Origin of the sequence: Vitiosangium sp. GDMCC 1.1324 (assembly GCF_003044305.1) — a bacterium.
In the GTDB taxonomy this organism is placed as follows: Bacteria; Myxococcota; Myxococcia; order Myxococcales; family Myxococcaceae; genus Archangium.
On record NZ_PZOX01000010.1, the window covers coordinates 355989 to 379869 of the forward strand.

The 23881-nt window shown below is 68.7% G+C and carries 19 protein-coding genes; 11 read left to right on the top strand and 8 right to left on the bottom strand.

Annotated elements, in window-relative coordinates; all coding sequences use genetic code 11:
* Positions 1-58 precede the first annotated feature (58 nt).
* A complete protein-coding gene (locus tag DAT35_RS28780) occupies positions 59-853 on the top strand; it encodes an SDR family NAD(P)-dependent oxidoreductase (RefSeq protein ID WP_108070862.1) in 795 nt (264 codons plus the stop codon).
* 58 nt (positions 854-911) lie between these two features.
* Positions 912-1421 (top strand): hotdog fold domain-containing protein, encoded by a 510-nt coding sequence (locus DAT35_RS28785; protein WP_108070864.1) that lies wholly within the window; start codon positions 912-914, stop codon positions 1419-1421.
* 24 nt (positions 1422-1445) lie between these two features.
* On the opposite strand, the gene DAT35_RS28790 is transcribed toward DAT35_RS28785, so the two are convergent.
* Entirely contained in the window at positions 1446-1766 is a 321-nt protein-coding gene (locus DAT35_RS28790; protein ID WP_108070866.1) for a hypothetical protein, read from the bottom strand.
* Between the two features lie 175 nt (positions 1767-1941).
* On the opposite strand from DAT35_RS28790, the gene DAT35_RS28795 reads away from it, so the two are divergent.
* The 6 genes from DAT35_RS28795 (at position 1942) to DAT35_RS28820 (ending at position 9072) form a co-directional block, all read left to right on the top strand.
* On the top strand, positions 1942-3183 hold the full coding sequence (locus DAT35_RS28795; protein WP_233261763.1) for a radical SAM protein: 1242 nt from the start codon (positions 1942-1944) through the stop codon (positions 3181-3183).
* Between the two features lie 49 nt (positions 3184-3232).
* On the top strand, positions 3233-4972 hold the full coding sequence (locus DAT35_RS28800; RefSeq protein ID WP_108070870.1) for a membrane dipeptidase: 1740 nt from the start codon (positions 3233-3235) through the stop codon (positions 4970-4972).
* A gap of 207 nt (positions 4973-5179) precedes the next feature.
* Complete coding sequence (locus DAT35_RS28805; RefSeq protein WP_108070872.1) at positions 5180-6118, top strand: patatin-like phospholipase family protein; 939 nt, start codon at positions 5180-5182, stop codon at positions 6116-6118.
* A gap of 117 nt (positions 6119-6235) precedes the next feature.
* A complete protein-coding gene (locus tag DAT35_RS28810) occupies positions 6236-7381 on the top strand; it encodes an SDR family oxidoreductase (RefSeq protein ID WP_108070874.1) in 1146 nt (381 codons plus the stop codon).
* A 169-nt stretch (positions 7382-7550) separates the two neighbouring features.
* Entirely contained in the window at positions 7551-7982 is a 432-nt protein-coding gene (locus DAT35_RS28815) for a demethoxyubiquinone hydroxylase family protein (RefSeq protein ID WP_108070876.1), read from the top strand.
* Between the two features lie 166 nt (positions 7983-8148).
* Complete coding sequence (locus DAT35_RS28820; protein WP_233261764.1) at positions 8149-9072, top strand: hypothetical protein; 924 nt, start codon at positions 8149-8151, stop codon at positions 9070-9072.
* A gap of 18 nt (positions 9073-9090) precedes the next feature.
* On the opposite strand, the gene DAT35_RS28825 is transcribed toward DAT35_RS28820, so the two are convergent.
* From DAT35_RS28825 to DAT35_RS28855, 7 genes are read right to left on the bottom strand one after another with little or no spacing between them, the layout of a single operon-like run.
* The gene (locus tag DAT35_RS28825) at positions 9091-10284 is read right to left on the bottom strand and encodes a PleD family two-component system response regulator (protein ID WP_108070880.1); all 1194 of its coding nucleotides are present in this window, start codon (positions 10282-10284) and stop codon (positions 9091-9093) included.
* Positions 10281-11348: a chemotaxis-specific protein-glutamate methyltransferase CheB gene (cheB, locus tag DAT35_RS28830; RefSeq protein ID WP_108070882.1), complete on the bottom strand. Its 1068-nt coding sequence runs from the start codon at positions 11346-11348 to the stop codon at positions 10281-10283. Before cheB ends, DAT35_RS28825 begins: the two co-directional genes overlap by 4 nt.
* The gene (locus DAT35_RS28835) at positions 11345-13465 is read right to left on the bottom strand and encodes a response regulator (protein WP_108070883.1); all 2121 of its coding nucleotides are present in this window, start codon (positions 13463-13465) and stop codon (positions 11345-11347) included. The genes cheB and DAT35_RS28835 overlap by 4 nt, the downstream gene beginning before the upstream one ends.
* Positions 13462-14943, bottom strand: a complete 1482-nt coding sequence (locus tag DAT35_RS28840; RefSeq protein ID WP_233261765.1) for a CHASE3 domain-containing protein — start codon at positions 14941-14943, stop codon at positions 13462-13464. The genes DAT35_RS28835 and DAT35_RS28840 overlap by 4 nt, the downstream gene beginning before the upstream one ends.
* Positions 14940-15476: a chemotaxis protein CheW gene (locus tag DAT35_RS28845; RefSeq protein ID WP_108070885.1), complete on the bottom strand. Its 537-nt coding sequence runs from the start codon at positions 15474-15476 to the stop codon at positions 14940-14942. Before DAT35_RS28845 ends, DAT35_RS28840 begins: the two co-directional genes overlap by 4 nt.
* Positions 15473-16858 (bottom strand): CheR family methyltransferase, encoded by a 1386-nt coding sequence (locus DAT35_RS28850; protein ID WP_233261766.1) that lies wholly within the window; start codon positions 16856-16858, stop codon positions 15473-15475. The genes DAT35_RS28845 and DAT35_RS28850 overlap by 4 nt, the downstream gene beginning before the upstream one ends.
* Positions 16855-17331 carry a chemotaxis protein CheW gene (locus tag DAT35_RS28855; protein WP_108070887.1) on the bottom strand — a complete coding sequence of 159 codons (477 nt, stop codon included), beginning with the start codon at positions 17329-17331 and terminating at the stop codon, positions 16855-16857. Before DAT35_RS28855 ends, DAT35_RS28850 begins: the two co-directional genes overlap by 4 nt.
* 563 nt (positions 17332-17894) lie before the next feature.
* Between DAT35_RS28855 and DAT35_RS28860 the strand changes: the two genes are divergently transcribed.
* The 3 genes from DAT35_RS28860 to DAT35_RS28870 are packed head-to-tail and all read left to right on the top strand — an operon-like array spanning position 17895 to position 23537.
* Positions 17895-19187 carry a DUF1552 domain-containing protein gene (locus DAT35_RS28860; protein ID WP_108070889.1) on the top strand — a complete coding sequence of 431 codons (1293 nt, stop codon included), beginning with the start codon at positions 17895-17897 and terminating at the stop codon, positions 19185-19187.
* 47 nt (positions 19188-19234) lie between these two features.
* Positions 19235-21565, top strand: coding sequence for a DUF1592 domain-containing protein (locus DAT35_RS28865; protein ID WP_108070891.1), 2331 nt, complete (start codon positions 19235-19237; stop codon positions 21563-21565).
* 55 nt (positions 21566-21620) lie between these two features.
* Positions 21621-23537 carry a biosynthetic peptidoglycan transglycosylase gene (locus tag DAT35_RS28870; protein WP_108070893.1) on the top strand — a complete coding sequence of 639 codons (1917 nt, stop codon included), beginning with the start codon at positions 21621-21623 and terminating at the stop codon, positions 23535-23537.
* Positions 23538-23881 lie beyond the last annotated feature (344 nt).

Genomic DNA, 23881 nt, shown 5'->3' on the forward strand with positions numbered 1-23881 from the left:
CGCGCATCGCCGCCCACCTGGTCTGCAACCCCTTGTCCTCCCAGGAGTCAATCGACCCATGGACCTCGAGCTTCGCAACCGCCGCGCCCTCATCACCGGCTCCACCTTCGGTATCGGCTTCGCCATCGCACGTGCCCTGGCCGCCGAGGGTTCCAGTGTGATCATCAATGGCCGCAAGACTGAGTCGGTCGACAACGCCATCGCCCGCATCCGGAAGGAGTTCCCCAGCGCCCAACTCGAGGGCGTGGCGGCCGATGCCAGCACCGCCGAGGGAGCCCAGGCCGTGTTCGCCCGCATTCCCCAGGTGGACATCCTCGTGAACAACCTCGGCATCTTCGAGCCCAAGCCGTTCTTCGAGATTCCGGACTCCGACTGGATGCGCTTCTTCGAGACGAACGTCCTGAGCGGCGTGCGCTTCGCCCGCCACTACGCGCCAGGCATGCGCGAGCGCGGTTGGGGCCGCATCCTCTTCGTCTCCAGCGAGTCCGCCCTCAACATCCCCAAGGAGATGATCCACTACGGAATGACCAAGACGGCCCAGCTCAGCGTCTCGCGCGGGCTGGCCATCGAGCTGGCGGGAACCGGGGTGACGGTGAACGCCCTGCTGCCCGGGCCCACGAAGACCGAGGGCGTGCAGGACTTCGTCCAGAACCTCGCCAAGGGCAGCGGCAGGACGCTCCAGCAGACAGAGACGGATTTCTTCCGCACCGAGCGCCCCACCTCGCTCATCCGCCGCTTCGCCACCCCCGAGGAGGTGGCCAACCTGGCCGTCTACCTTTGCAGCCCGCGAGCCTCGGCCACCACCGGCGCCGCGCTCCGTGCCGACGGAGGTGTCGCCAACTACATCCTCTGAGGAGGATCCTCTCGAAGCGGGTTTCCCTGGAGCGTGGGGATGCTATGTCCTCGGAGCCATGCCCACGCTCTCCAATCTGACTGACGCCCTGACCCGCCTCGCCTCCGCCGAGACCCTGCGCCGCGCGTGGGGCGTGCTGCGCCACGCTCCCGGGGGTGGAATCCTGATGGGGCAGCTCCTCGGCAACCTCGCGCCCTATACGGGCACCATCCACCCGGAGGTCCTCTCCCTGGAGGAGGGCTACGCCCGGGTGCGGATGCGCGACCGACGCGGCGTGCGCAACCACCTGCGCTCGGTGCACGCCATCGCGTTGATGAACCTGGGCGAGGTAGCCACCGGCGTGGCCATGATGTCCGCCCTGCCCGAGGGCATGCGGGGCATCATCAGCCACCTGGAGATGGACTACCTGAAGAAGGCCCGCGGCCCCATCACCGCCGAGTGCCGAGCCCCCACCGCCACGCCGGGCGAGCGGCGCGAATACGACGTCCAGGCGGACCTCACCGATGAGTCCGGCGAGGTGGTGGCCCGGGCCCGCGCGCGCTGGCTCATCGGCCCGGCCATTCACTGAACCGGGCCTTCGGGCTCCGTGGGGTCAGTGCCCCCCGTCGACTCCGCCATCCGTGGGCTGGGTGCCACCATCGGACAGCGTGCCACCATCACCGTCCACGGGCTCCTGGTCGTAGCAGTGGTACGAGTCGGTGCCACCATCCGGCGCGGGCGTGTCACAGGGGGGCATGCCGTAGCAGGCCATCAGCGTGATGGCCGCCACACCCGCGCTGGCCAGGCAGAACAGGCCCTTCACCATCACGCCTCCACGTGGCGCCTCCATCATCGGAGCGCCGCAGTGCACGCACTCGGCGCTCGCGGGCGGGACGAAACCACGACACTTCTGACAGGAGGAGAGAGCGGACATCGGTACACCTCGTTCCAGGGGCCACCCGCATGGTGGCCGGGTGGGCGGGCCACCAGCGAAGAGCGTGCCGCGTCCAATATACTGAAAGGACAGGGTTTTCCTCTCCACCCCCTCTGACACGCGTGTCAGGGGGAGGGCCTCGCGCCCGCTTCTTGCTCCGTCGGAACGTATGTCCATGTTGCGCCGACTCGACGTCACCCGCCCGGACCACCACCCCGCTTACGTGGTCTGGGAGCTGACCCTCCGTTGCGATCAGCCCTGCACCCACTGCGGCTCGCGAGCCGGGACACACCGTCCCGACGAACTCTCCACCGACGAGGCGCTGGACGTGGTCCGGCAGCTGCGCGAGATGCGCGCCCGAGAGGTGGTGCTCATTGGTGGTGAGGCCTACCTGCACCCGGGCTTCCTCGACATCATCCGCGCACTGAAGGAGGCCGGCATCCGCCCGGGGATGACCACCGGCGGCCGTGGCATCACCGAGGCACTCGCCCGGCAGGTGGCGGAGGCCGGCCTGTACGCGGCCTCCATCAGCATCGACGGCCTGGAGCCGACGCACGACCTGATGCGCGCCGCTCCGGGCAGCTTCGCCTCGGCCACGGCGGCGATCCGCTACCTGGCCGAGGCCGGCGTCCGCGTGGCCGCCAACACCAACCTCAACCGGCTCAACCAGGCCGACCTCGAGCCGCTCTACGAGCACCTCGAGGGGCTCGGCATCCGCGCCTGGCAGCTCCAGATAACGGCCCCACTCGGGCGCGCGGCCGACCGCCCGGCCATGCTGCTCCAGCCGTGGGATCTGCTCGACCTGCTCCCGCGCATCGCGGCCCTGAAGGCGCGCGCCTTCGAGGACGGCATCACCCTCATGCCCGGCAACAACCTGGGGTATTTCGGGCCCGAGGAAGGCCTGCTGCGCTCACCCCGCCCCGACGCCGGAGACCACTGGCGGGGCTGCATGGCCGGCCGGTACGTGATGGGCATTGAGTCGAACGGAGCCGTGAAGGGGTGCCCCTCCCTGCAGACGGCGCACTACGTGGGCGGCAACCTGCGCCAACAGCCCCTGCGCGACATCTGGGAGGGCTCCCGGGAACTCGCCTTCACGCGGACGCGCACCGTGGAAGACCTCTGGGGCTTCTGCCGCACCTGCCCCTTCGCGGCGACGTGCATGGCCGGGTGCAGCTTCACCGCGCACTCCCTGTTCGGCAGACCGGGCAACAACCCCTACTGTCACTACCGCGCCCGGACCCTGGCCCGGCAAGGACTCCGCGAGCGGCTGGCCCCCCAGGCTCCCGCGCCCGGCAAGCCCTTCGACAACGGCCTGTTCGACCTCATCCTCGAGCCCCTCGACGCACCGGATCCACGCCCCCCCACCCCGCGGGAGTTGGTGAGGAAACGAAAGTGGCCCGTGGCTGGTACGCCGTGAAGAATCCGGGGCATGCTGGCCCCTGTCGCAGCCGGCTCCTGAGGTTCCCATGGCATCCTCCGTGTTCGGATTCGCCGATCTGCATTGCCACATGATGGCGCACCTGGGCTTTGGCGGGCACCTGCTCGCCGGATTCCCGGATGGAGACATCGAGAGGGCACTCTCCCGGTGTGACATCTTCCCCCATGGCAAGTGGGGTCTCGGCTCCTTCGGGCGGGGCTGGTCGCTGGTGCAGCCCTTCATCGAGGGCACCTTGGGCCACGGGCCCTGCGGCCATGGCACCTATGCCAACTGGCCCTCCTTCACCACCATGGTCCACCAGCAGGTCTTCGTGGACTGGCTCAAGCGGGCCCATGACGGAGGGCTGCGCCTGTTGTGCAGCGTGGCCGTCAACAACGAGCTGCTGGCGGAGCAGTTCGGCCATCCCGACAAGGACGAGAGCTCCATCGAGAAGCAGATGCGCGAGCTGCGCCGCTTCACCGAGAGGCACGCGGACTGGATGGGCCTGGCCCTGAGTGCCTCGCAGGCCCGCCAGCTCATCACGTCCGGCAAGCTCGCCGTGGTGGCCGGGGTAGAGGTGGACTCCCTGGACAGCATCCTGGGGGACCGCGCGGCACTCAACCGCCAACCCCTCGCGCCCGAACAGCTCCCCCGCATCCTCCAATGGCTCCGGGAGCTGGGCTTCCGGATGATGACGCCGCTGCACCTGGCCAACAACAGCTTCGGCGGTGCCGCCGTCTATGACGACAAGTTCAACCTGCTCAACCACTTCCTGCGTGGGCGCTTCTTCGACGTGCAGGGCAGTCCCAGCGTGGGCTTCCGGCTCGGGCAGGATTTGGACACCCAGAGCAAGGCAGCCATCGTCTTCTACGAGCTGACACGCCGGGCGCACTACCCCCATGGCTATGCCCTCAACGCCCCGGGCCAGGGCCATGTCAACAAGCTCGGGCTCACGCCCATGGGCGAGGCCTTCCTGCGCGCGGCCATGCGCCAGGGTTTCATTCTCGACGTGCAGCACATGTCCGAGCGCTGCACCCATGAGGTGCTCACCCTGGCCGAACAGGCGGGCTACCCCGTCGTCGCCTCGCACTGCTCCTTCCGCGAGCAGGGCCTGGGCGCCCAGGAGACGAGCCGCAAGGAGAAGCGCGCGAGTGAATACATGACGACGCGCGATCATGCGCGGCGCATCCTCGCGCTGGGCGGGATGTTGGCCCCCATCACCCACCAGCGTGAGCTCCAGGACCTCCCCGGCAGCACGGTGGAGAACGACTGCGCGGGCTCGTCCAAGACGTGGGCACAGTCCTATCAGTACGCCCTCTCCGTGCTGCGAGAGGTGGGCTCCGGTGGCGTGGCGCTGGGCACCGACTTCAACGGACTCAACGAACAGCCGGGCCCCCGCTACGGGCCCAATGCCGCCCACGGATTGCTGAACGACGCGCTGCGCATCAAGCGGCGGCCCGTCCAGCAGAAGCGGCAGAGCGAGGAGCTGAAGCTGAAGTACACGGGCACCATGCACCGCACGGATGTGCCCTTCGTGAAAGCTCGCGCCGGCTCGCGCGAGTTCGACTACAACACCGACGGGCTCGCCCACGTCGGCCTGCTGCCCGACTTCCTCCTCGACCTCGTCCAGGTGGGCATGACCCCCGAGCAGTTCGACCCGCTCTTCTCCTCGGCCGAGGCCTTCCTCCACATGTGGGAGACGTGCGAGGCCCGAGGCGCGGCCCTCACCGCGGGCGAGCTGGTGAACGCGGCGATTCCCCGGTTCCCGGCGGAGCCCGCCCCGGAATAGCCCGCACCAACTCCAGACTCGACATCCCGGCGCTCACAGCGGTGAATCTGGCAACGAACAGCCGCGCGAGCCATGGGTGTCTCGTGCGTCACCCTGGCCTCGCGCCCGGGGGCGATTTCACCTCTGGTGCGCCACCATTATGAATCGTTGCATTCGCGTGGCGACGATTCCTTCGCATCGCCGCTCCACGCCACACAGGAGGCTGCCATGGCGGAGAGAATTGCCACGCTCGTGCTTTCCGGAGGAGGAGCCAAGGGTGCATTCGAGGTCGGTGCCGAGCGCGTCCTGCGCGAGGAGTTCGGGTTCCGATGGGAGCGCATCTTCGGAGTGTCCGTCGGAGCACTCAACGGCACACTCCTCGCCCAGGAGGAGTATGCGCGGCTGATGAACCTCTGGCTGACGATCCGGGAGGGGGACATCTACAAGAAGATCCCCTGGCCCCTCGTGGCATTCCGGGTCGGCATCCAGAGCAAACTCGGGTTCTACGACAACACGCCGCTGCGAGCGCTCATCCAGAAGCATGCCGCGGGGCGGCCCTTCCGCATCCCCGCCCATGTGGGCCGTGTCTCGCTCGTGTCGGGAGAGTACGAACAGGTCGACAGCACTGCGCCAGACTTCCTGGACGCGGTGTGGCACAGCGCGACGATGCCCGTCATCTGGGAGGCGATTGGTTCCATGGCCTACGTGGATGGAGGCCTGCGCAATGTCACCCCACTCGGCGATGCACTGAACTCCCAGCCGAAAGAGATCGTCGTCATCACCTGTAACTCGGCCCGTATGGATACGATCAAGCCACCCTCCAACATCCTGGATGTGGCCAAGCGCAGCCTCACCGACATCACCATCAACGAAATCCTTCGCAACGACGTCGAGGAGTTCGTCCGAATCAACGACCTCGTGAAGCAGGCACACGATGCAGGGGTGACGCTCAAGAAGCCAGACGGCACCCCCTATGTCTACTGCCCCATCGTCACGATCGAACCGGAGAAGCCGCTGGGAGACACCCTCGACTTCTCGCAGGAGACCATCCGGCTGCGCATGCGCCACGGCGAAGAGGTCGCACGGTCCGTCATCCAACAGACCGGGGTGGCCCGGCCCCAGCTCGCCGCCACACTGCCCACGCCCGAGCACCCCACCCCCGCGTAAGCCTCGGGCCGGGAATAGAAAAAGCCACTGGGTGTCGTGGGGAGCAACCAGGGGGCCGGGCCATTCGTGGCCCGGCCGCTTCCATTCCCTGCGCCCAGCCCCTTCGATTCCCGACCCATGACCACTTCCCGAAGGCAGTTCCTCCAGTTCTCCCTGGCCGCGGCCGCGTTGACGGCATGCAGCCCGGGCATGCGGGCCACGTCCTCGGATGGCCGCGCCGCCTCCAAGAAGAAGATCCTCGTCCTCGGCGGGACGGGCTTTCTCGGCCCCGCGTTCGTCACCGCGGCCCAGGCACGTGGGCACTCGCTGACGCTCTTCAACCGCGGCAAGACGCGGCCGGAGCTCTTCCCGGACGTGGAGAAGCTGCACGGCGATAGGGATCCAAACAAGGATGAAGGCCTGAAGGCGCTAGAAGGCCGCTCGTTCGACGCGGTCATCGACACCTCGGGCTACTTCCCGCGCATCGTCCGCGCCTCGGCGGAGCTGCTGGCCCCCAACGTCGGGCAGTACATCTTCATCTCCAGTGTGTCGGCCTACGCGAAGAACGACACACCCCACGCGGACGAAAGCGCGGAGACCGCGACGCTCGCCGACCCGAACGTCGAGACGATGGGCAAGAACTTCGAGTACTACGGCGGGCTGAAGCGCGCGTGCGAGGAGGCCGCCGAGAAGGCCATGCCGGGCCGCGTCACCGTCGTCCGCCCCGGCTACATCGTCGGGCCCGAAGATCGCTCGGATCGCTACACGTACTTCCCCCTGCGCTACGAAAAGGGCGGTCAGATGCTCGCGCCGGGCAGCCCGTCGGATCCGCTGCAGATCATCGACGTGCGAGACCTGGCCGAGTGGATGGTGTTGCTGGTCGAGCGCAACACCACCGGCATCTTCAACGCCGTGGGGCCGGAGAAGCCCTGGTCCATGGGTGAGATGTTCGCGGCCTGCAAGGAAGTGACGGGCAAGGACACGAAGCTCATCTGGGTGCCGGGGGAGTTCCTCCTGAAGAATGGCGAGGACGGAGAGGGAGCGCTCCCCATCTGGGCACCGGCCTTCGGGGCCTATGCGGGCATGCACCTGCGGAGCAACACCCGGGCGGTGCAGGCCGGGCTGAGGTTCCGCTCGCCGGTCATCACCACCCGGGACACGCTCGCGTGGTTCAAGAGTCTGCCCGAGGAGCGCCGCGACAAAGCACGCGCCGGGCTTCCCCCCGAGCGTGAGGCGGAGTTGCTCTCGCTCTGGGCCCAGGCCCAGGGCAAGCAAGGCGGTTGAGCTCGAACCGTGCGGGGGTCGACGCCGCCGTCACCCTCAGGTCTCCACCTTGCGGGCGAGCAACCCCCGCGCCGTCCTCTCGGGGCAAGACGATACGGAGGAGCGCTCGTTGCCGCTCCGCAAGGGAGCATCACCTTTGCGCGAGCCATCTCATGCAGGAGGCAAGCGCATGGCGAATACCGATGTCGAGACGCTCAACTCTTTCCTTCGCGGTGAGCTCTCCGCGGTGGAGACCTACCGGCAGGCCATCGATCATGTGTCGGATGACCGGATTCGCAGCAACCTGGAGGACTGCCTGCACGACCACGAGCACCGCGTGGAGACCCTCCGCGATCGCATCGAGAAACTGGGCGGTACGCCCTCCGAAGGCTCGGGTCTGTGGGGGACCTTCTCGAAGCTGGTGCAGGGGGGAGCAGCTCTCATGGGCGAGAAGGCAGCCGTCCAGGCGCTCGAGCAAGGAGAAGACCTCGGGCTCGCGGACTACCAGCGCGACATGGACAAGACGCACGGCGAGGCCCGGCGCTTCGTCCGGATGGAGTTGCTGCCCGCGCAGAAGCGCACCCATGAGCGGCTGAGCCGTCTCAAAAGGACCCTGCACTGACGGCAGTCGAGCGGCGTGGACGTGAGCGCACCACCCACGCCGCTCCCGGTCTCCCGCGCCCGGTCAGGGGCCATGTACACTCCAGGTGATGGAGAGTCCCCTGCCCAAGGCCTGCCCCCGCTGTGGTGAGCCTCGCATCCTCGCGCCGGAGTGTCCGAGGTGCGGAGTGCTCTACGCCAAGGCAGAGGCCCGTGCCGCGCAGATCTCCGCGAAGGCCTCACCACCACCTCCCGCCCAGGAGGAGCCGCAACCGCTCCCTCCCCTCACCTACGCCGAACCCGAGCGCCCTCCCCATCTCCCGCCGGAGAGTCCCTCCTGGGGCGGAGAGCTCGAGGACGCACGGCTGGAGCTGCGGCTGCGCCAGTTCGCCCTTCCCGTGGCGCTGGGCGTGGCCTGGCTGCTCGTGAAGAGTCCGATGTGGGGAGGCCTGCTTCGCATCTTCCTCTCCATGTGGATCCACGAGCTGGGCCACGCCGTCACCGCGTGGTTCTGTGGCATCCCCGCCATCCCCGGACCCTGGGTGACTCGCATCGGGGAGGAGCGCTCCACCGTCGTCTTCCTGCTGCTCGCCGCCGCCCTCGGGGGATTGGGCCTCCGGGGCTACCTCACCCGGAACCGGCTCCTGGTGATCGCGGGCGCCACGGGACTCGTCCTCCAGTTCGTGGGCACCGTGCTGCTGCCACCCTCGAAGGGCCTGCAGCTCGTCACATTCGGAGGCGACGCCGGCTGCATGGTGCTCGGCAGCCTCCTCATGACGACGCTCTACGCCCCCAGGGACTCCGCCCTGCGCCGGGGTTGGCTGCACTGGGGGTACCTGGTCATCGGCGCCGCCGCCTTCATGGACGCCTTCGAGCAGTGGTGGGCCGCCCGGACCGACTTCGCGCGCATCCCCTTCGGCGAGATGGAGAACGTCGGGCTGAGCGACCCCTCCAAGCTCGTCGACGTCTACGGCTGGGGCGAGCTGGAGCTGATCCACCGCTACAACGGACTGGGACTGGCCTGTCTGGCCGCACTCGCCGTCCTCTACGGGGTGGGGCTGCTCCGCGCCCGCACCGGGCTGCGCGCGCTGGAGCATCAGCCCGGCGCCTGACGGACGCCGGGGCACGACTCAGGTGCCGCGGGACTTCCCCAGGGAGTGTGCGCCAGAGGGCTCCGCCAGAGCCTGGATGGACTGGATGCGCCGCTCCGCCTCCTGGGCGTCAAGGAAGATGTGCAGCATGTCGCGGATGCTCGGCAGCGCCCTCGCCAGGGACGCGGGGGTGAGCAACTGCGGCTCCACCCCGGCCTTGCGGCACGCACGAGCCATGGTGGAGGGGGCGATGACAGGAGACAGACCGCAGCGCGCCACCAGGGCATCGAAGAGGGAACCATGGGGCGAGCCGACGGACGGCGCGGGAGTGGCGGGAGCCGCGTGCGGCGCGTGCGCCACCGGGGTGGCATGTGCATGTGCTACCGGGGCGGCCGGGGCCGCGGCGTGGGGCAGATGGGGCGCGGCCGGCGTGCCCGGAGCGGACTGCTCGGACTCCGCCCGGCGCCGCAGCTCGGTGCGCACCTGCGCGCGCAGCACCTCGATGTCCTCCGTCTTGGAGCAGAAGGCATCCACCTTCACCGCCAGCGCCTCGGAGATGAGCTTCGCGTCGAAGCCGGCCGTCAGCCCCACCACGGCCACCTGGGCCGTCGCCGGCAGGGACCTCACGGCGCGCACCCACTCCGGCCCATCCAATCCCGGCATCTCCAGGTCCAACAGGATGCAGTCCACCGGCTGGGCCTCCAGCAGCCGCATGGCGTCCTCACCGGACTCGGCGATGATGACGTCATGGCCGTCCTTGCGCAGCGCGTCCGCGGCGCGGTGGCGGAAGTCGATGCGGCCGTCCACCACCATCACCCGCCGGCGCCTGCCAGCCGACACCAACCGGGGCGTACCATCCGCCTCGGGCACCTGCGTCAGCTCGTGGGCACGCCGCACCACGTACGCCGAATCGTAGGGCTTGCCCACATAGTCGTTGGCGCCATGGGACAGGCCCTTGAGCCGCTGCATGACCGCCGCCTCGGTGGACAGCATCAGCACCGGCAGGTGCGCGGTGCGGGGCACCCGGCGCAGCTCCTCCAGCAACTCCACGCCCTCGCCATCCGGGAGCAGCATGTCCAGGATGACCAGGTCGAACTCACTCTCGCTCAGCGCCTTGCGGGCGACTGCGAGGCTCTCGCACAGCGTGGTGCCAAAACCCGCGGCGCTCAACACCCCGCGCATGTCCGCCCGGACCGTCGCGCTGTCGTCCACGATGAGCACACGTGCCTTCATGCCGTTCCTTCCCTGGCGCCCGCTCGCGCGAGAGCCGTCAGCAGGGGGGGGATGTTCGTCAGCCCCACCACGTGCTGTGCAGCCCCCAGCCGGATGGCCTCCCGGGGCATGCCGAATACCACGCAGGTCGATTCATCCTCCACCACCGTCGCGGCGCCCGCGCGTCTCAGCGCCGCCAACCCCTCCGCCCCGTCCCGTCCCATGCCCGTCAGCAGGCAGCCGATGGAGGCCGCCCCCAGTTCCCGGGCCACGGACTCGAAAAGCTCGTCCACCGAGGGCCGGCACGAGTGCCGCTCCGGCCCGTCCACCAACCGCAACCTCCCGGCCCGCACCACCAGATGCCGGTTACCCGGCGCCATCCGCACATTCAACCGGCCCGGCAACGGTAGCAACTCTCCGTCCACCGCGTTGCGCACAGTCAGGCCGCTCTGCGTTTCCAACCACTCGGCCATGGCGGTGTCGAAGTGTTCGGTGATGTGCAGTACCAATAGCACCGGTAATGGGAAATCCGGGGGCAGCGAGCGGAGGATGTGGCGGACGGCCGCCGGCCCACCCGTGGAAGCGCCCATCACCAGCAACCGGGGGGGCACGCTGGGCGCCGACACCCGCGGCGGCACGTGGACCTGGACCTCCTCCTGCCGCAGCCGGGCCCGGACGTGGGTGATGACCCGCACCCTCGCCGCCACCCGCACCCGCGACACCAGCGTCTCCATCCACTTCGCGTCCAGGAGGCCCGAGGGCTTGTCCACCGCGTCCACCGCCCCCGCGGCCAGCGCATCCATCGTCCGCAAGCCCTCCGTGCGATTCTCAGCCGCCGAGAGCACGACGATGGGGGTGGGACAGTGGGCCATGATGAGCTCGGTGGCCCGGAGCCCGTCCACCCGCGGCATCACCAGGTCCATCGTCACCACGTCCGGGCGCAGGCGCTGACACTGCTCGAAGGCCTGCTGACCATCCGAGGCCTCGCCCACCACCTCGCAGGTAGTGTCGAACGCGAAGGCATCCGCCAACCTGCGGCGCACCGTCAGCGAGTCGTCGACGATGAGGACTCGCAGGCGACTCATGCGGGCCTCCGCCCGGAGGCCGCCAGGCGGGCCACCGTGTCCAGGAAGCTGTGCTGGTGGAACTCGCCCTTGACGATGTAGGCCGACACGCCCGCGTCCCGGCCACGCCGCTTGTCCTCCTCGGTGGCCAGCGAGGACACCATGAGGATGGGGAGGGACTGCAGCGCGGGCATGGCGCGGATGCGGCGGGTGACGTCCAACCCCGACATCCCCGGCATCTCCACGTCGACGATGAGCAGGGAGTGGCCGCCACGCTGAACCTTCTCCAGGCCCTCCTCGCCCGAGGCGGCCAGTTCCACCTGGTAGCCGGCGGCCTCGAGGATGCTCTTCTCCAGCATGCGGGTGGTGACGGAGTCATCCACCACGAGGATGAGGTGCCGCTGCGAGACACGCGCCTTGGGGGGCCCACCCGAGGAGCCCGCCTGCACCAGGCGCACCAGACCCGCCGCATCCAGCAGCAACAGGGGCACCCCCTGCTCGTCGAAGCTGGCCCCGGCCACCAGCGGCAACTGCGGCACGGTGGCGGGCAGGGGCCGGCTCACCCGGCGGGAGATGCCCAGCAACTTCTCCACCCCCACCGCGGCCCGGCCCGCCGTACCCGCGTCGAGCACCAGCACGGACCATGCACGCGGCCGCTGCGTCCCACTGGTGTTCCCCAGTGCGTCCACCAGGGGGAGGAAGGGCAACACCTCGCCCGCGTAGGAAATGCAGGCGCGAGCCCCCGTCCAGGTGACGGCCTCGGCAGGCAGGTGGATGGCGCCGTTCAACGCCTCGAGCGGAACCAGCAGACGCTGTCCGCCGGCCTCCACTCCCAGCATCTCCAGCGAAGCCAGCGTGAGAGGCACTTCCAGCGTGATACAGGTCCCCAGCCCCTGCCGGGAGGTGATGTGCACCTCGCCCTTGAGCCGGCGAACCATGTCCCGCACCACGTCCAGTCCCACGCCGCGGCCAGACACCTCGGTCACGGCGCGGGCCGTGCTGAAACCGGACTGGAAGAGCAACTCCAGCAGCCCCTGCTCGTCCAGGGAGTCCACCTCGGCGGCGGTCACCACACCGCGCTCCACCGCGACCTGACGCACCCGCCCCAGGTCCACGCCGCGCCCATCGTCCTCGCACAGGAAGGAGACGCGTCCGCCGCGCCGCTGCACCTTCACCGAGAAACGGCCCGTGGGCGGCTTGCCCGCCGCCCGCCGCTCGTCGGGCGCCTCCAGGCCATGGTCCACGGCGTTGCGCACCACGTGCACCAGCGACTGGCGGACCGCCGCCAGCACGTGTCCATCAATCTGGATGTCACCGCCCTCGGCGCTCACCTCCACCTGCTTGCCCAGCAGGGCGGCCGCGTCGCGCGCGGCCAGCTCCAACGGCCCGAAGAGCGTCTGCGTGGGAACGAGCCGCAGGGTGTTGGCCCCATCCCGAAGGCGTGCCAGCTCCGACTCCACCTGCCCCAACCCACCGCCGAGCTGCCGTCCCGCTTTCACCAGAGAGGAACGAAGGCTCTCCGTCACGGACAGCACGCGCGACAACCAGCGGGCGCGCTCCGCGGGAGAACCACTGGAGGCCACCGGCGCGGTGAGCTGCTCGATGAGGCTGCTCGCTCCGTGCTGGGCCTGCGCCAGCGACTCCACCGCCCCGCGCAGTCCGCCGAGCTGCACCACCGCCTCGGACAGACCCTCCAGCAGCGTGTCCAACCGCTCCAGTTCCACACGCACCACTTCGGACGAGGGGCCCTCGGGGAGCACCAACGCCGGAGCCCCCTCCTGGGGCTGGCTCGTCTCCTCGGGAGCGGAGGCCGGCGTCGGGGCGCCCAACCCATCCAGCGCATCCGCCATCTGCCCCACCAGGCGCAGGAACTCGCGCACGCTGTCGGGAGGCAGGGACTGGCCGCTGTTGCGGTAGGGAGAGAGCGCATCCTCCACCGCGTGTGCCATCTCCGCAATGCGCACCTGCCCCACCACCCGCGCCGCCCCCTTGAGGGTGTGCGCGTAACGGAAGAGCTCGGGAACGGCCTGTGCACCACCCTCGCCATCATCCAGCGAGAGCAGGCCCTGCGTGAGCTGCTCGATCAGCTCCTGGGCCTCGATACGGAAATAGCGGTAGGGATCGCTGTCGAGGCTCATGCGGAGGCGCGAGAGTCGATGATGGAGTGGAGCTGCTTGGAGAGCTGGATGAGCCGGGTGGCCGTCTGCAGCGTCTGCGTGGAGCTGACCTCGGACTGACGCGCCGTCTGAGCCACCTCGAGGATGGCGGTGTTCACCTGCTCCACCGCCGTCGTCTGCTGCTGGGTGCTCAGCTCGATCTCCCGTGCCACATCGAGGTTGGCGCGCACCAACTCCGCGATGCGCCGGAAGCTGCCCGCCACATCGGAGAACTGCTTCGCACTACTCTGCACCGCCTTGGAACCATCCTCGGTGGCCATGATGGTGGTGTTGGAGGCAGCGCGGATTTCGTCGATGAGCACGCGGACGTCCTTGGTGGCACTGCCCACCCGGTCCGCCAGCTTGCGGATCTCCTCGGCCACCACGGCGAAGCGCTTGCCATGCTCCCCCGCCCCGGCGCTCTCGATGGTGGCGTTGATGGCGAGGATGTTCGTCTGCTCGGCCAGCTCGTTGATGATGTCCAGGATGCCGCCGATCTCCTGCGAGCGCCTGCCCAGCTCCAACATGTGGTTGACGATGGAGTCCACCTGGCGGCGCACCGTATCGATGGCGTCCTGGGCCTGGTGCACCGTCTCGTTGCCCGTGCGGGCGGCACCGGCCGTCTCGTCCGCCACGCGGGCCACCTGCTGCGCGCTCGAGGCGATCTGCCGCGAGGTGGACAGCAGCTCCTTGACGGTGGTGGAAATTTCCGTAGTGGCCGAGGCCTGCTCGCGCGCGCCCGTGGCCTGCTGAGAGGCCGCCGACTGGAGCTCGGCCGAGGAGCCCTGCACCAGCGAAATGGCCGCTCCAATCTTCTTCTGCAGGCCGATACCAACCAGGGTGGCGGCCAGAACGACGAGGAGGGTCGCCACGACGCCTCCCCACTTGTAGAGCCCCTCGAAGGATTCCGAGTCGCGCGCGAGCTGCGCATCCCGCGACTCGAGCCGCTTCAGCTCCGCCTGGCGCAGCTCCTCCATCGCGCTCCGGATGGCCGCCATCAACTCCTTGCCCTCACCCGCGCGGAGGGCAGCCAGGGCGGCATCGAAGCCCCGGGTGCGACGCAGCTCGATGTTGGCACTCAGGCTGTCCAGCTTCCGCGTCAGGAGGGGACGCAACGCCTCCAGGCGCTGCGCCTGCTCGGCGTCGTCGGCGACGAGCTCGCTCACGCGCGTGAGCTCCGCCTCGAGGCCGCGCTGCGACTCCTCATAGGGAGCAAGGTAGGACGCGTCACCGGTGAGGACGTAGCCGCGGTGCCCCGTCTCCGCGTCCTTCATGCTGGAGAGGACGCGCTCCAACCCGTTGATGACCCGGTGGGAGTGCTCCACGGAGGTGGCGGCCCCCGTGAAGTTCCGGGTGCTCTTGAGGGCCAAGGAGACGAAGAGACCGATCAGCAGCACCACCATGGCCACCGCGGCGGCGAACTGTTGGACCAGGGTCCATTTCGAGAGCGTCTTCATCATCGCACCTGCAGCGGGCCCGAGGCCTCCTCCAGCAACTTTCTCACGAGAGAGTCGACATCGAGCACCGGTACGGGAGGGATGTTCGGAAGAAGGATGCTGGTGCTCAGCATGGGGTGGGTGGACGCATCACCTGCGGGCCGCATCTGCTCCTGGGTGGCACGCAGCTGCCCCTCGAATCCCGCCGCCGCCAGCCCCACACGCCGGGTGCCGCCGGCCAGCAGGAGCCAGCGGGGAGCCTCACCGGTCTGCAGACCCAGCAGCGCCGCCAGGTCGTGCACGGCGATGAGCTGCCCTCGGAGCCCCGCCAACCCCAGCAACGAGGCCGGGCTCCCTGGCAGGCGCACCAGGCGGGGCATGAGGTGGAGGCCGGAGAGGTTCCCCAGCCGCACGGCCAATGAGGAGCCCCCCACGCGCAGCCGCAGCAGGGCCTCGCCGGGCTCCCGTTGTGGAGGAGGCGGACGGGAGAAGGAGGAGTCGAAGCTGTCACGCAGCTCGTCCAACCGCAGTGTCACCCGGGTGCGAGGCAGACTCATGAAACCTCCGTACAGGCATGCAACTCCTGCAAGACCACTTGCATCAGCCCGTGGCGGCCGAAGCCCCCGCCGAAGAGCGCCAGGTACAGCGGCTTCTCCTGGGGCAGCAGCGAGAGGGCCATCCGCAAGGACACCCGGGCGTCCACCACGTCCCCGGCCCGGCGCGCCAGGGTCCCCGCACGCAGCTGGCCCAGGGCGAAGGTGGGATCCGCGCGCACGGCCGCGGCGTACCGACTGCGGGCACCGAACTCGTCCCCGAACTGCTCCAGGCACAACCCCAGGAGATAGTGGGCCGGAGCCTCGGTGGCGCTCTCCGTGGCCAGCTGCCGCCCCAACTGCTCGGCCTGTCCCAGGCGTCCCGCATGCAGGTGCAGCACCGCGCGCAGGAGCAGCGCCCTGGGTGAAACCTGGGTCTGCGATTCCAGGAGCCCCCAGGCCTCGGTGTAGCGCTCCGCCTCGAGCAGATGCAGTACCCCCTCCAGCCCGTCCGGCAACGGCGGCGGGGTGTGAGACGAAAGCACCGGCAGCTCCAGGTGCGACGGTGTCCGCTGCGGGGCGGCGGAGGGCGCCGGTTGCCTCAGGCGGTAGTAGAAGGCGTCCCCCCCTCGCAGCAGCTCGAAGTCCTCGGAAATACCGCGCAGCGTCTCACTCGGTCCGAGGAAGAGGTAGCCGCCGGGAACCAGCGCCTGCGCCATGCGGGCGATGATCTTCCGAATCACCTCGGGAGGGAAGTAGAGCACCACATTGCGGCAGAGGATGGCATGGAAGGAGCCCGGGGCCCAGAAGGCGGGGGCCTCCTCCAACAGGTTGCGCTCCTCGAAAATAACCTGGTCCCTCACCTGGGGCCGGAGGGCGAAACCCTCGGGAGTGCGCTGGAACCACTGCTCGCGCATGGCGAGCGGCATGGCCCGCAGCGACCAGGGCGAGTAGCAGGCCCGGCGGGCGTGGGAGATGGCACGAGGATTGACGTCGACGCCGAGGATCCGCAGGCGGGAAACATCCACGCGGCCGCGCTCGCGGGCGAGGAGGGCGATGGAGTAGGGCTCCTCTCCGGTGGAACAACCCGCGCATAGCACGCGGATGTTGGGCGTCTGGCGCATGAAGGAAGGCAGCACCTGCTCCACCAACGTCTCGAGCTGGGTGGGGTGGCGCAGGAAGTACGTCTCTCCCACGGTGAGCCGCTCGGCGAGCGCCTTCCACTCCGCCTGCGAGGAGGTGGAGGCCAGCTGCTCCAGGTAGCGCTCCACGCCACTCCCGGCGGCTCGCTCGGCGAGCAGGGACTCCAGCTCACCCCATTGGGCCTTGTCGTAGTGCAGGCCCAGGCGCTGCTCCACGAGCGCGGCGAAGCGGCCCACGGGGGTACGGGGGGGCGTGGCAATCACGCGCCCCCCTCCTTGGCGGGGCTCTCCAGGCGGCGCCAGAGCTCCTCGGGCAGCAGGTGGGATGCGCCCAGCACGGCCAGCAGGCGGCCGTCGAACGAGCCCAGGTGCTGAAGGTGGCCGCTAGCGGTGGCACGCAGCAGGGCGGGTACGGAGTCCAAGGTGCCCTCCTCCAGCCAGCGCAAGCCCCGCACCTCCTCCACCTCGAGCGCCAGACGCCCCTCGGGCGCGCGCAGCGAGACGAAGCGCTGGCCGGTGCTGGCCTGGGCCTGACCTCCCCCCAGCAGCATCGCCAGGCTCACCACCGGTGCGGGTGCGCCTCGCATCACGCACACTCCCCGCACGAATGACGGGGCCGCGGATACCGGGGCGACCGGCAGCGGCCTCATCGTCTCCTCCACTTCCTCGAGCGGCAGCGCGCACATCCACTCCTGCGCCCTCACCACGAGGAAGCAGCGCGACCCCTGCCTGGGCATGACTCCCCCTTCGGGTTCGAAATCCACGCAAATCATGCACCGTCAGCGTATGTCAAGGCGAGGGCAAGCCGCGTCCGACGGCCGCCTGGATGGTCCGGCTCCGCCCCTGGGGGGGTACTCGAACGCACCCCCGAGCACACACACGCGGGAGCCACGGAAGCTTCACCCACTTCCCGAGCCCACGGCACATCCACCGACGGCCCCGCGTTAAAGTCAAACGGAAATTTGGCATGCGCGCGAAAACGATCCACGTACGCGGCGTCTTGCAAATCATTTCCCGTGAAGAATCCACGCCGCCCCATCACAAAGCCTCGACATTCCGCTCGCCATCCGGATAATTGAGAATTGCCGAGTAGGCGTGGTCGGACAAGGGATTACACCCGCCTTCCCTCGAAGCGAAACAGCATCTGGGTTGTGCTCGAAGCGGAGGGGCGCAGGTCTTTTTCCTGGCTGCGGGAAGTCATTACACGCATTGTCTTGGCTTGACTTGACCGACAGTGATTGCCACAAACCTGCCCTGAGCAGGCCGCCGGGTCGGAACCACGGGAACGGAGTCGACACATATGATTCGGATCGGGCGAAGGCAGTTCTCAGCAGGATTGGGGGCCTCGCTGCTGGCGACCCCGCTGTTGAACTTCCTTAGCGGGGAGGCCCAGGCGGCAACACCCGTGGCGAAGCGGCTCATCGTCTTCTTCACGCCCAACGGCACGGTCCACCGCTATTGGCGGCCGAGTGGCTCGGAGACGGACTTCACGTTCCCCGCTGGCACCATCCTGGAGCCGCTCAACCGGCACCGCGCCAACGTGCTCGTCTGCGAGGGCATCGACTTCGTGGAGGTGGACAACCACGAGGCGGGCATGGCCAACATGCTCACCGGCGGAGGCACGGCGCAGAGCATCTCCGGGGGCCTGTCCGTCGACCAGTTCATCGCGAGCAAGATTGGCCAGGGCTCGCGCTTCCAGTCGCTGGAGTTCGGCGTCCAGACGAGTCTCTGGGGTGCCGCGCGCTCGACGCGCATGTCGTACTCGGCCCCTGGCGTCTTCGTCTCTCCCGAGGACAACCCGCGCAATGCCTTCCAGCGCCTCTTCGGCGCGCTCGGGGGTGACACGGCCAGCGCCGACAAGCTACTGCGGCGGCGCAAGAGCGTGCTGGACCTGGTGCGGGGCGAGATGAACGACCTGTCCCAGCGGGTGGGCGCGGAGGAGAAACGCAAGCTCGAGCAGCACCTCGAGGCGCTCCGCCAGACGGAGAAGGGGCTGACCGAGCCCGTGGCGCTCCCAGGGTGCCCCTCCGCCACGGCGCCCGCCGCCATGGAAGTCTTCGCGAACGCCAACTTCCCCAACGTGGGCCGCGCCCAGACGGACCTGATGGTGAGCGCGCTCACCTGCGGCATGACGCGCGTGGCCTCCCTCCAGTGGGCCCATACCGTCGCGCCCCAGGTCTTCACCTGGGAGGGCGAGGCCGAGTCCCACCACGAGCTGTCTCACAAGGACGACTCCAACACCACGGGGCTCGCGGATTTCGTCAAATGCGAGCGATGGTTCGCCGAGCAGTTCGCCTACCTGCTCGACGCCCTCAAGGCCCGCCCTGACCTGGAAGGGGGCGGCACGATGCTCGACTCCACCCTGGTGGTATGGGCCAAGGAGCTCGGCGACAGCCGCCTGCACACCTGCCGCTCCGTCCCCTTCGTCCTCGCTGGAGGCGCGAGCAGCTACCTGCGCTTCGGGCGCTACCTGCGCTTCAACGGAGCCCCGCACCAGAAGCTGCTCACCTCGGTCTGCCACGCCCTGGGCGTCACCATCGACACCTTCGGTGATGCCACCAAGGCCACCGGTCCGCTCGCCGGGCTCGTCTGACCGCCCTCCCCCTTCACAGTCATCCCTCGCGATTAGGAGGCAGACCCGTGCTCAACTCCCGGCACCTCACTGCCCTTGGCGCCCTCTTCTTCTCCGCGGTCCTTCTTTCCGCCTGCAGCAAGTCCGATACGGGCGGCTGCCCTGATGATCTGGAGTTCTTCCGCTCCCGGATGTGGGAGCCGGTGATGTCGACGCAATGCATCGCCTGCCATAAGTCCGACGGGCTCGCGGCCGGAACACGCATGGTGCTGCTCCCCCCCTCCGAACCGGGCGCGGTGGAGAGCAACTTCATGACGGTGCGGGCGATGGCGCGCGAGAAGGTCGACGGCGTGCCCCTGCTCCTGCTCAAGCCCTCGGGCATGCACCCGCAGGGACATGGGGGTGGCACGCTCGTGGCCCAGGGCAGCACGCGCTACGTGGACTTCCAGCGCTTCACGGATCGCATCAACGGTGTCGAGGGGGCCTGTGAGGCCTCCCCCGTGGTGGCCTGCCAGCCGAACGCGCTCGACCCCAGCGCGAAGCGGCGCATCCGCATGCTCACCCGCTTCGAGTACGACAACACCCTGCGCGACCTGCTCTACCTGGACTCCAGCTGGGGACAGTCCCTGCCCGCGGAAGAGGTGGTGAACGGCTTCGACAACAACGCGGACGCGCGGGCGGTGGGTCAGTTGTTGACCGACAAGCTGCTCAGCGCCGCAGAGCAGGCGGCCGAAGCGGCCATGGCGAACCTGTCGCGGCACGTGTCCTGCGCGCCGGGAGATGCGTGCGCGCAGCAGTTCATCCAGGACTTCGGCCTGCGCGCCTTCCGCCGGCCGCTCACGGACGCGGAGCGGACCCGCTATCAATCCCTCTACACGAGCGTGGCGCTGGAGGATGGGTACACCGGAGGCATCAAGGCGATCATCACCGCCATGCTTCAGTCCCCGAACTTCCTCTACCGCACGGAGCTGGGACAGCATCTGGGTGACGGGCGGTACGCGCTGACGGACTACGAGATCGCCTCGGAGCTGTCCTATCTCTTCTGGGGCTCGATGCCGGATGAGACGCTCTTCGCCAAGGCGAGTGCGGGCGCCCTGCACTTGCCCGAGCAGATCTCCGTCGAGGCGCGCCGCATGCTGGCGGCCCCCCGAAGCCGCCCCATGCTCGAGCATTTCGTGAGCCAGTGGCTGGACCTGGAGAAGCTCAACCAGGCCCAGAAGGACGCCATTGCCTTCTCGGACTTCAGCCCCACCATCCGCGCGGCGATGAAGGCCGAAACGACGGAGTTCTTCGACTACATCGTCCGCAACAGCAGCGGGCAGCTCCAAGAACTCTTCTCCGCGGACTACACGTTCGCCTCGGACGGGCTGGCGATGTTCTACCGTCTGCCTTCCGGACCGGTGTCTTCCTCCACGGCAGCGGCCAGCAGCGGCCTGCGGATGTGGGAGCTGACGGGCTCGGGGCGCGGCGGCATCCTCACCCAGGGAAGCATCCTGGCCGCCCAGTCCACGCCGCAGACGTCCTCTCCCGTGCGCCGCGGCAAGCTCATTCGTGAACGGATGCTGTGCCAACCCCTCCCGCCTCCTCCGCCGGGCCTCAACGTGCAGCTGTCTCCCGTGGATGAGCAACTGCCCAACCGGGGACGCTTCCAGGAGCACTCGAGCAACCCGGCCTGTGCGTCCTGCCACAAGCTGATGGACCCCATCGGCTTCGGCTTCGAGCAGTTTGACAGCGTAGGCCGCTTCCAGCCCGAGCAGAACGGCAACCCGGTGGATGCGAGCGGCGAGGTGCTGTCCTCGTCCGCCACCAATGGCACCTTCAACGGTGTGGACGAACTCCAGCAAAAACTGGCGCAGAGCCCGGACGTGCACGCCTGTTTCTCGAAGCAGTGGCTGCGCTTCGGCTACGGCGTCTCCGGGGATGACGAGGCGTGCGTGAGCCGCCAGCTGACGGACACCTTCCGTCAGCAGGGGCTGAGCATTCCCGAGCTGGTCATCTCCCTGACCCAGCTTCCGCGCTTCACCCAGCGCCTGGGAGACACGAGCGGCACGGTCGACCCGGGTCCGGGAACGGGCGGCAACACGGGCGGCGGTAATACGGGAGGTGGCAACACGGGCGGCGGGACGGGGACTCCCCCACCGACCTCCAGCAACGCGCAGATCTCCATCTCCGTCCAGGATGACTGGGGAACCGGCTACTGCCACAACGTCAAGGTGACCAACAGCGGTACGGCCCCGCTCGTCTGGACCGTGACCCTGACCATCGAGGGCACCTTCACGCACGCCTGGAGCGCCAACTCCACCCATTCCGGAAACCAGAGCACCTTCACGGGCTTGGACTGGAACGACGAGCTGGAGCCGGGCGAAAGCACGAGCTTCGGTTTCTGCGCGACCCGGTAACCCTCTCGCCGGGCTTGAACCTCGCGCTTCCTGCCGCTAGGGAGGCGCGAGCCCCATGTCCCCCCTCCCGCGCCGTCCCTCCAAGAGAGGGCTCCTCGTCCTCCTGTTGCTCGCCCTCCTGATCGCCGTCAGTGGGTTGGCCGGGCATACATGGCTCCAGGGAGAGGCGGTACGCGCTCGGGTGCTCGCCCGCGTGAAGCCCGCCCTGGAGTCCCGGCTGGGTCCCGTGCACATCGGCGAGGACTTCCACATCGGGTGGACCGGTACGGTGATGCTGGGGCCGGTAGAGCTTCCGGGCACGCGGCCCGAGGGCCCTCCCGTGGTGAGAATCTCGCGTGTCACCGTGCACCTCCGGCGGATGGCACTGCTCTCGGGCCACGTCGAGGCGAGTCGGGTGGTGCTCTCGGGGGTGGCGGTCGAGGCCGGGCCACGGGGGCAGGAGGTGCGGGCACTCGTAGCGCGAGTGCGCGACGCGCGAGAGAAACGGCATCCCGTCCCCGCCTCGTCCTCGGATGGGGACTCGTCCCGCGAGCTGCCCGAGCTGGTGCTGAAGGACGTGCGACTGGCCTTCGAGCGACATGGCCGTGTGGAATGGGGTCCGCTCTCGGCCCGGGTGCGACTGGAGGGTTCGGCGGAGGCGCCTCGGCTCGAGGCGACAGCTGAGCTGCCCGGTGGAGGGAGCGCGGCATTGTCCGTCCAACGTGGGGAGTCGGGCTTCTCGGGGACGCTCCGGGGACAGGATGTCCAGGCCGGCCCACTGCTGTCGCTCGCGGAGCCTCCGGTGCGTCTGGAAGGGGGCACCCTGGAGGGTGAGGTGCGGGTGGACGCTTCAGGCGGGACCTTCTCCCTGGTGATGACAGGTCTTTCCGTGAGCAGTCCCCAGCTCGCTCCCGAGCCGATGGGGCCATTCGCCTTCTCTGCTGAAGGCCGTGCGCACTGGGACATGAAGGGCCGGCACGCGGAGCTCGAGTCCCTGCGGCTGACAGTCGGTGAGCACCGCGAGGCGCACGTCGAGGTACACGGCGAGGCCGCCTGGAGCCGGGAGCCCCACTTCTCGCTGCAGGCGGAGTTGCAACCACTCTCCTTCGAGCAAGCCATGGCGGCGCTGCCCGCGGCCCTGGTGCCCGGCTCCGAACTGGCGCGACTGGAAGGCCATTTCCAGGCCTTTCTGACGCTCTCCGGCCCGATGCTCCACCGCCGGGACTGGGAGGTGAAGGCGAAACTGGACCTATCCGAGCTGAAGCACTCGGCCAGGGCGGGACCCCTGGCATGGCTGCGCGAGCCCTTCGACTACCGGCCGCTGACGAATGAGGGCCGCGGGCGGGAGCTGAACATCGGCCCGGAAAACCCATCCTACGTACCGCTGGCCGAGCTCCCACGGCCATTGGTGCGCGCGGTGCTACGGAGCGAGGATGCCGCCTTCTGGATTCACCGGGGCTTCGACTTCGACTCGCTCCGGACCATCCTGCTGGCGCCCGAGGACAACAAGGTACGCGGCGGCTCCACCCTCACACAGCAGCTCGCCAAGAACCTCTTCCTGTCCCGGGAGAAGACATACGCGCGCAAGGTGAAGGAGGCGTTCCTCACGCTGGGGCTGGAGGCTTCGGTGCCCAAGGAGCGACTGCTCGAGGTGTACTTCAACATCATCGAATGGGGCCCCAATCTCTATGGCATTGGCGAGGCGGCACGACACTACTTCGGCAATGATGCGCGTGAGCTGAGCATCCGCGAGTCAGCCTTTCTGGCCACCATCATCCCCAACCCGGTGCGCTATCACGTGTACTGCAGCCGGGGAGCCCTCTCCGACATCTGGAAGAAGAACGTGGACGACCTTCTGACGGAACTGTACGCGGGGGGCGACATCACCCAGGCGGAGTACCAGGAGGCACTCACCGCCCCACTCGTCTTCGCCGGCCACCATGGCTCGCAACCACTCTCCGATGAGGAGACGCCGATCCGCGCCATTCCTTGAAGGCGACGGACACCGGCACGACGACCCGACCCCAATCCACTGCGCATCGATGCGCAGTGGATTGCCCCCACCCCATTTCACTGCGCATCGATGCGCAGTGGATTGCCCCCACCCCATTTCACTGCGCATCGATGCGCAGTGGATTGCCCCACCCCATTTCACTGCGCATCGATGCGCAGTGGAACCCGAACCTCGCGCGGAGGGACATCGGGAGTCCCTGTTCTTGGACAATCCCTCCGTGAGTTGAGATTCCCTTGCACCCTCCCACCACATAAATGTGCGAATTCAGGGGCCCGGATGCTGGCCTTCGAGTTGCTTGACGTCGCCCTGCCGCAATTCGCGGC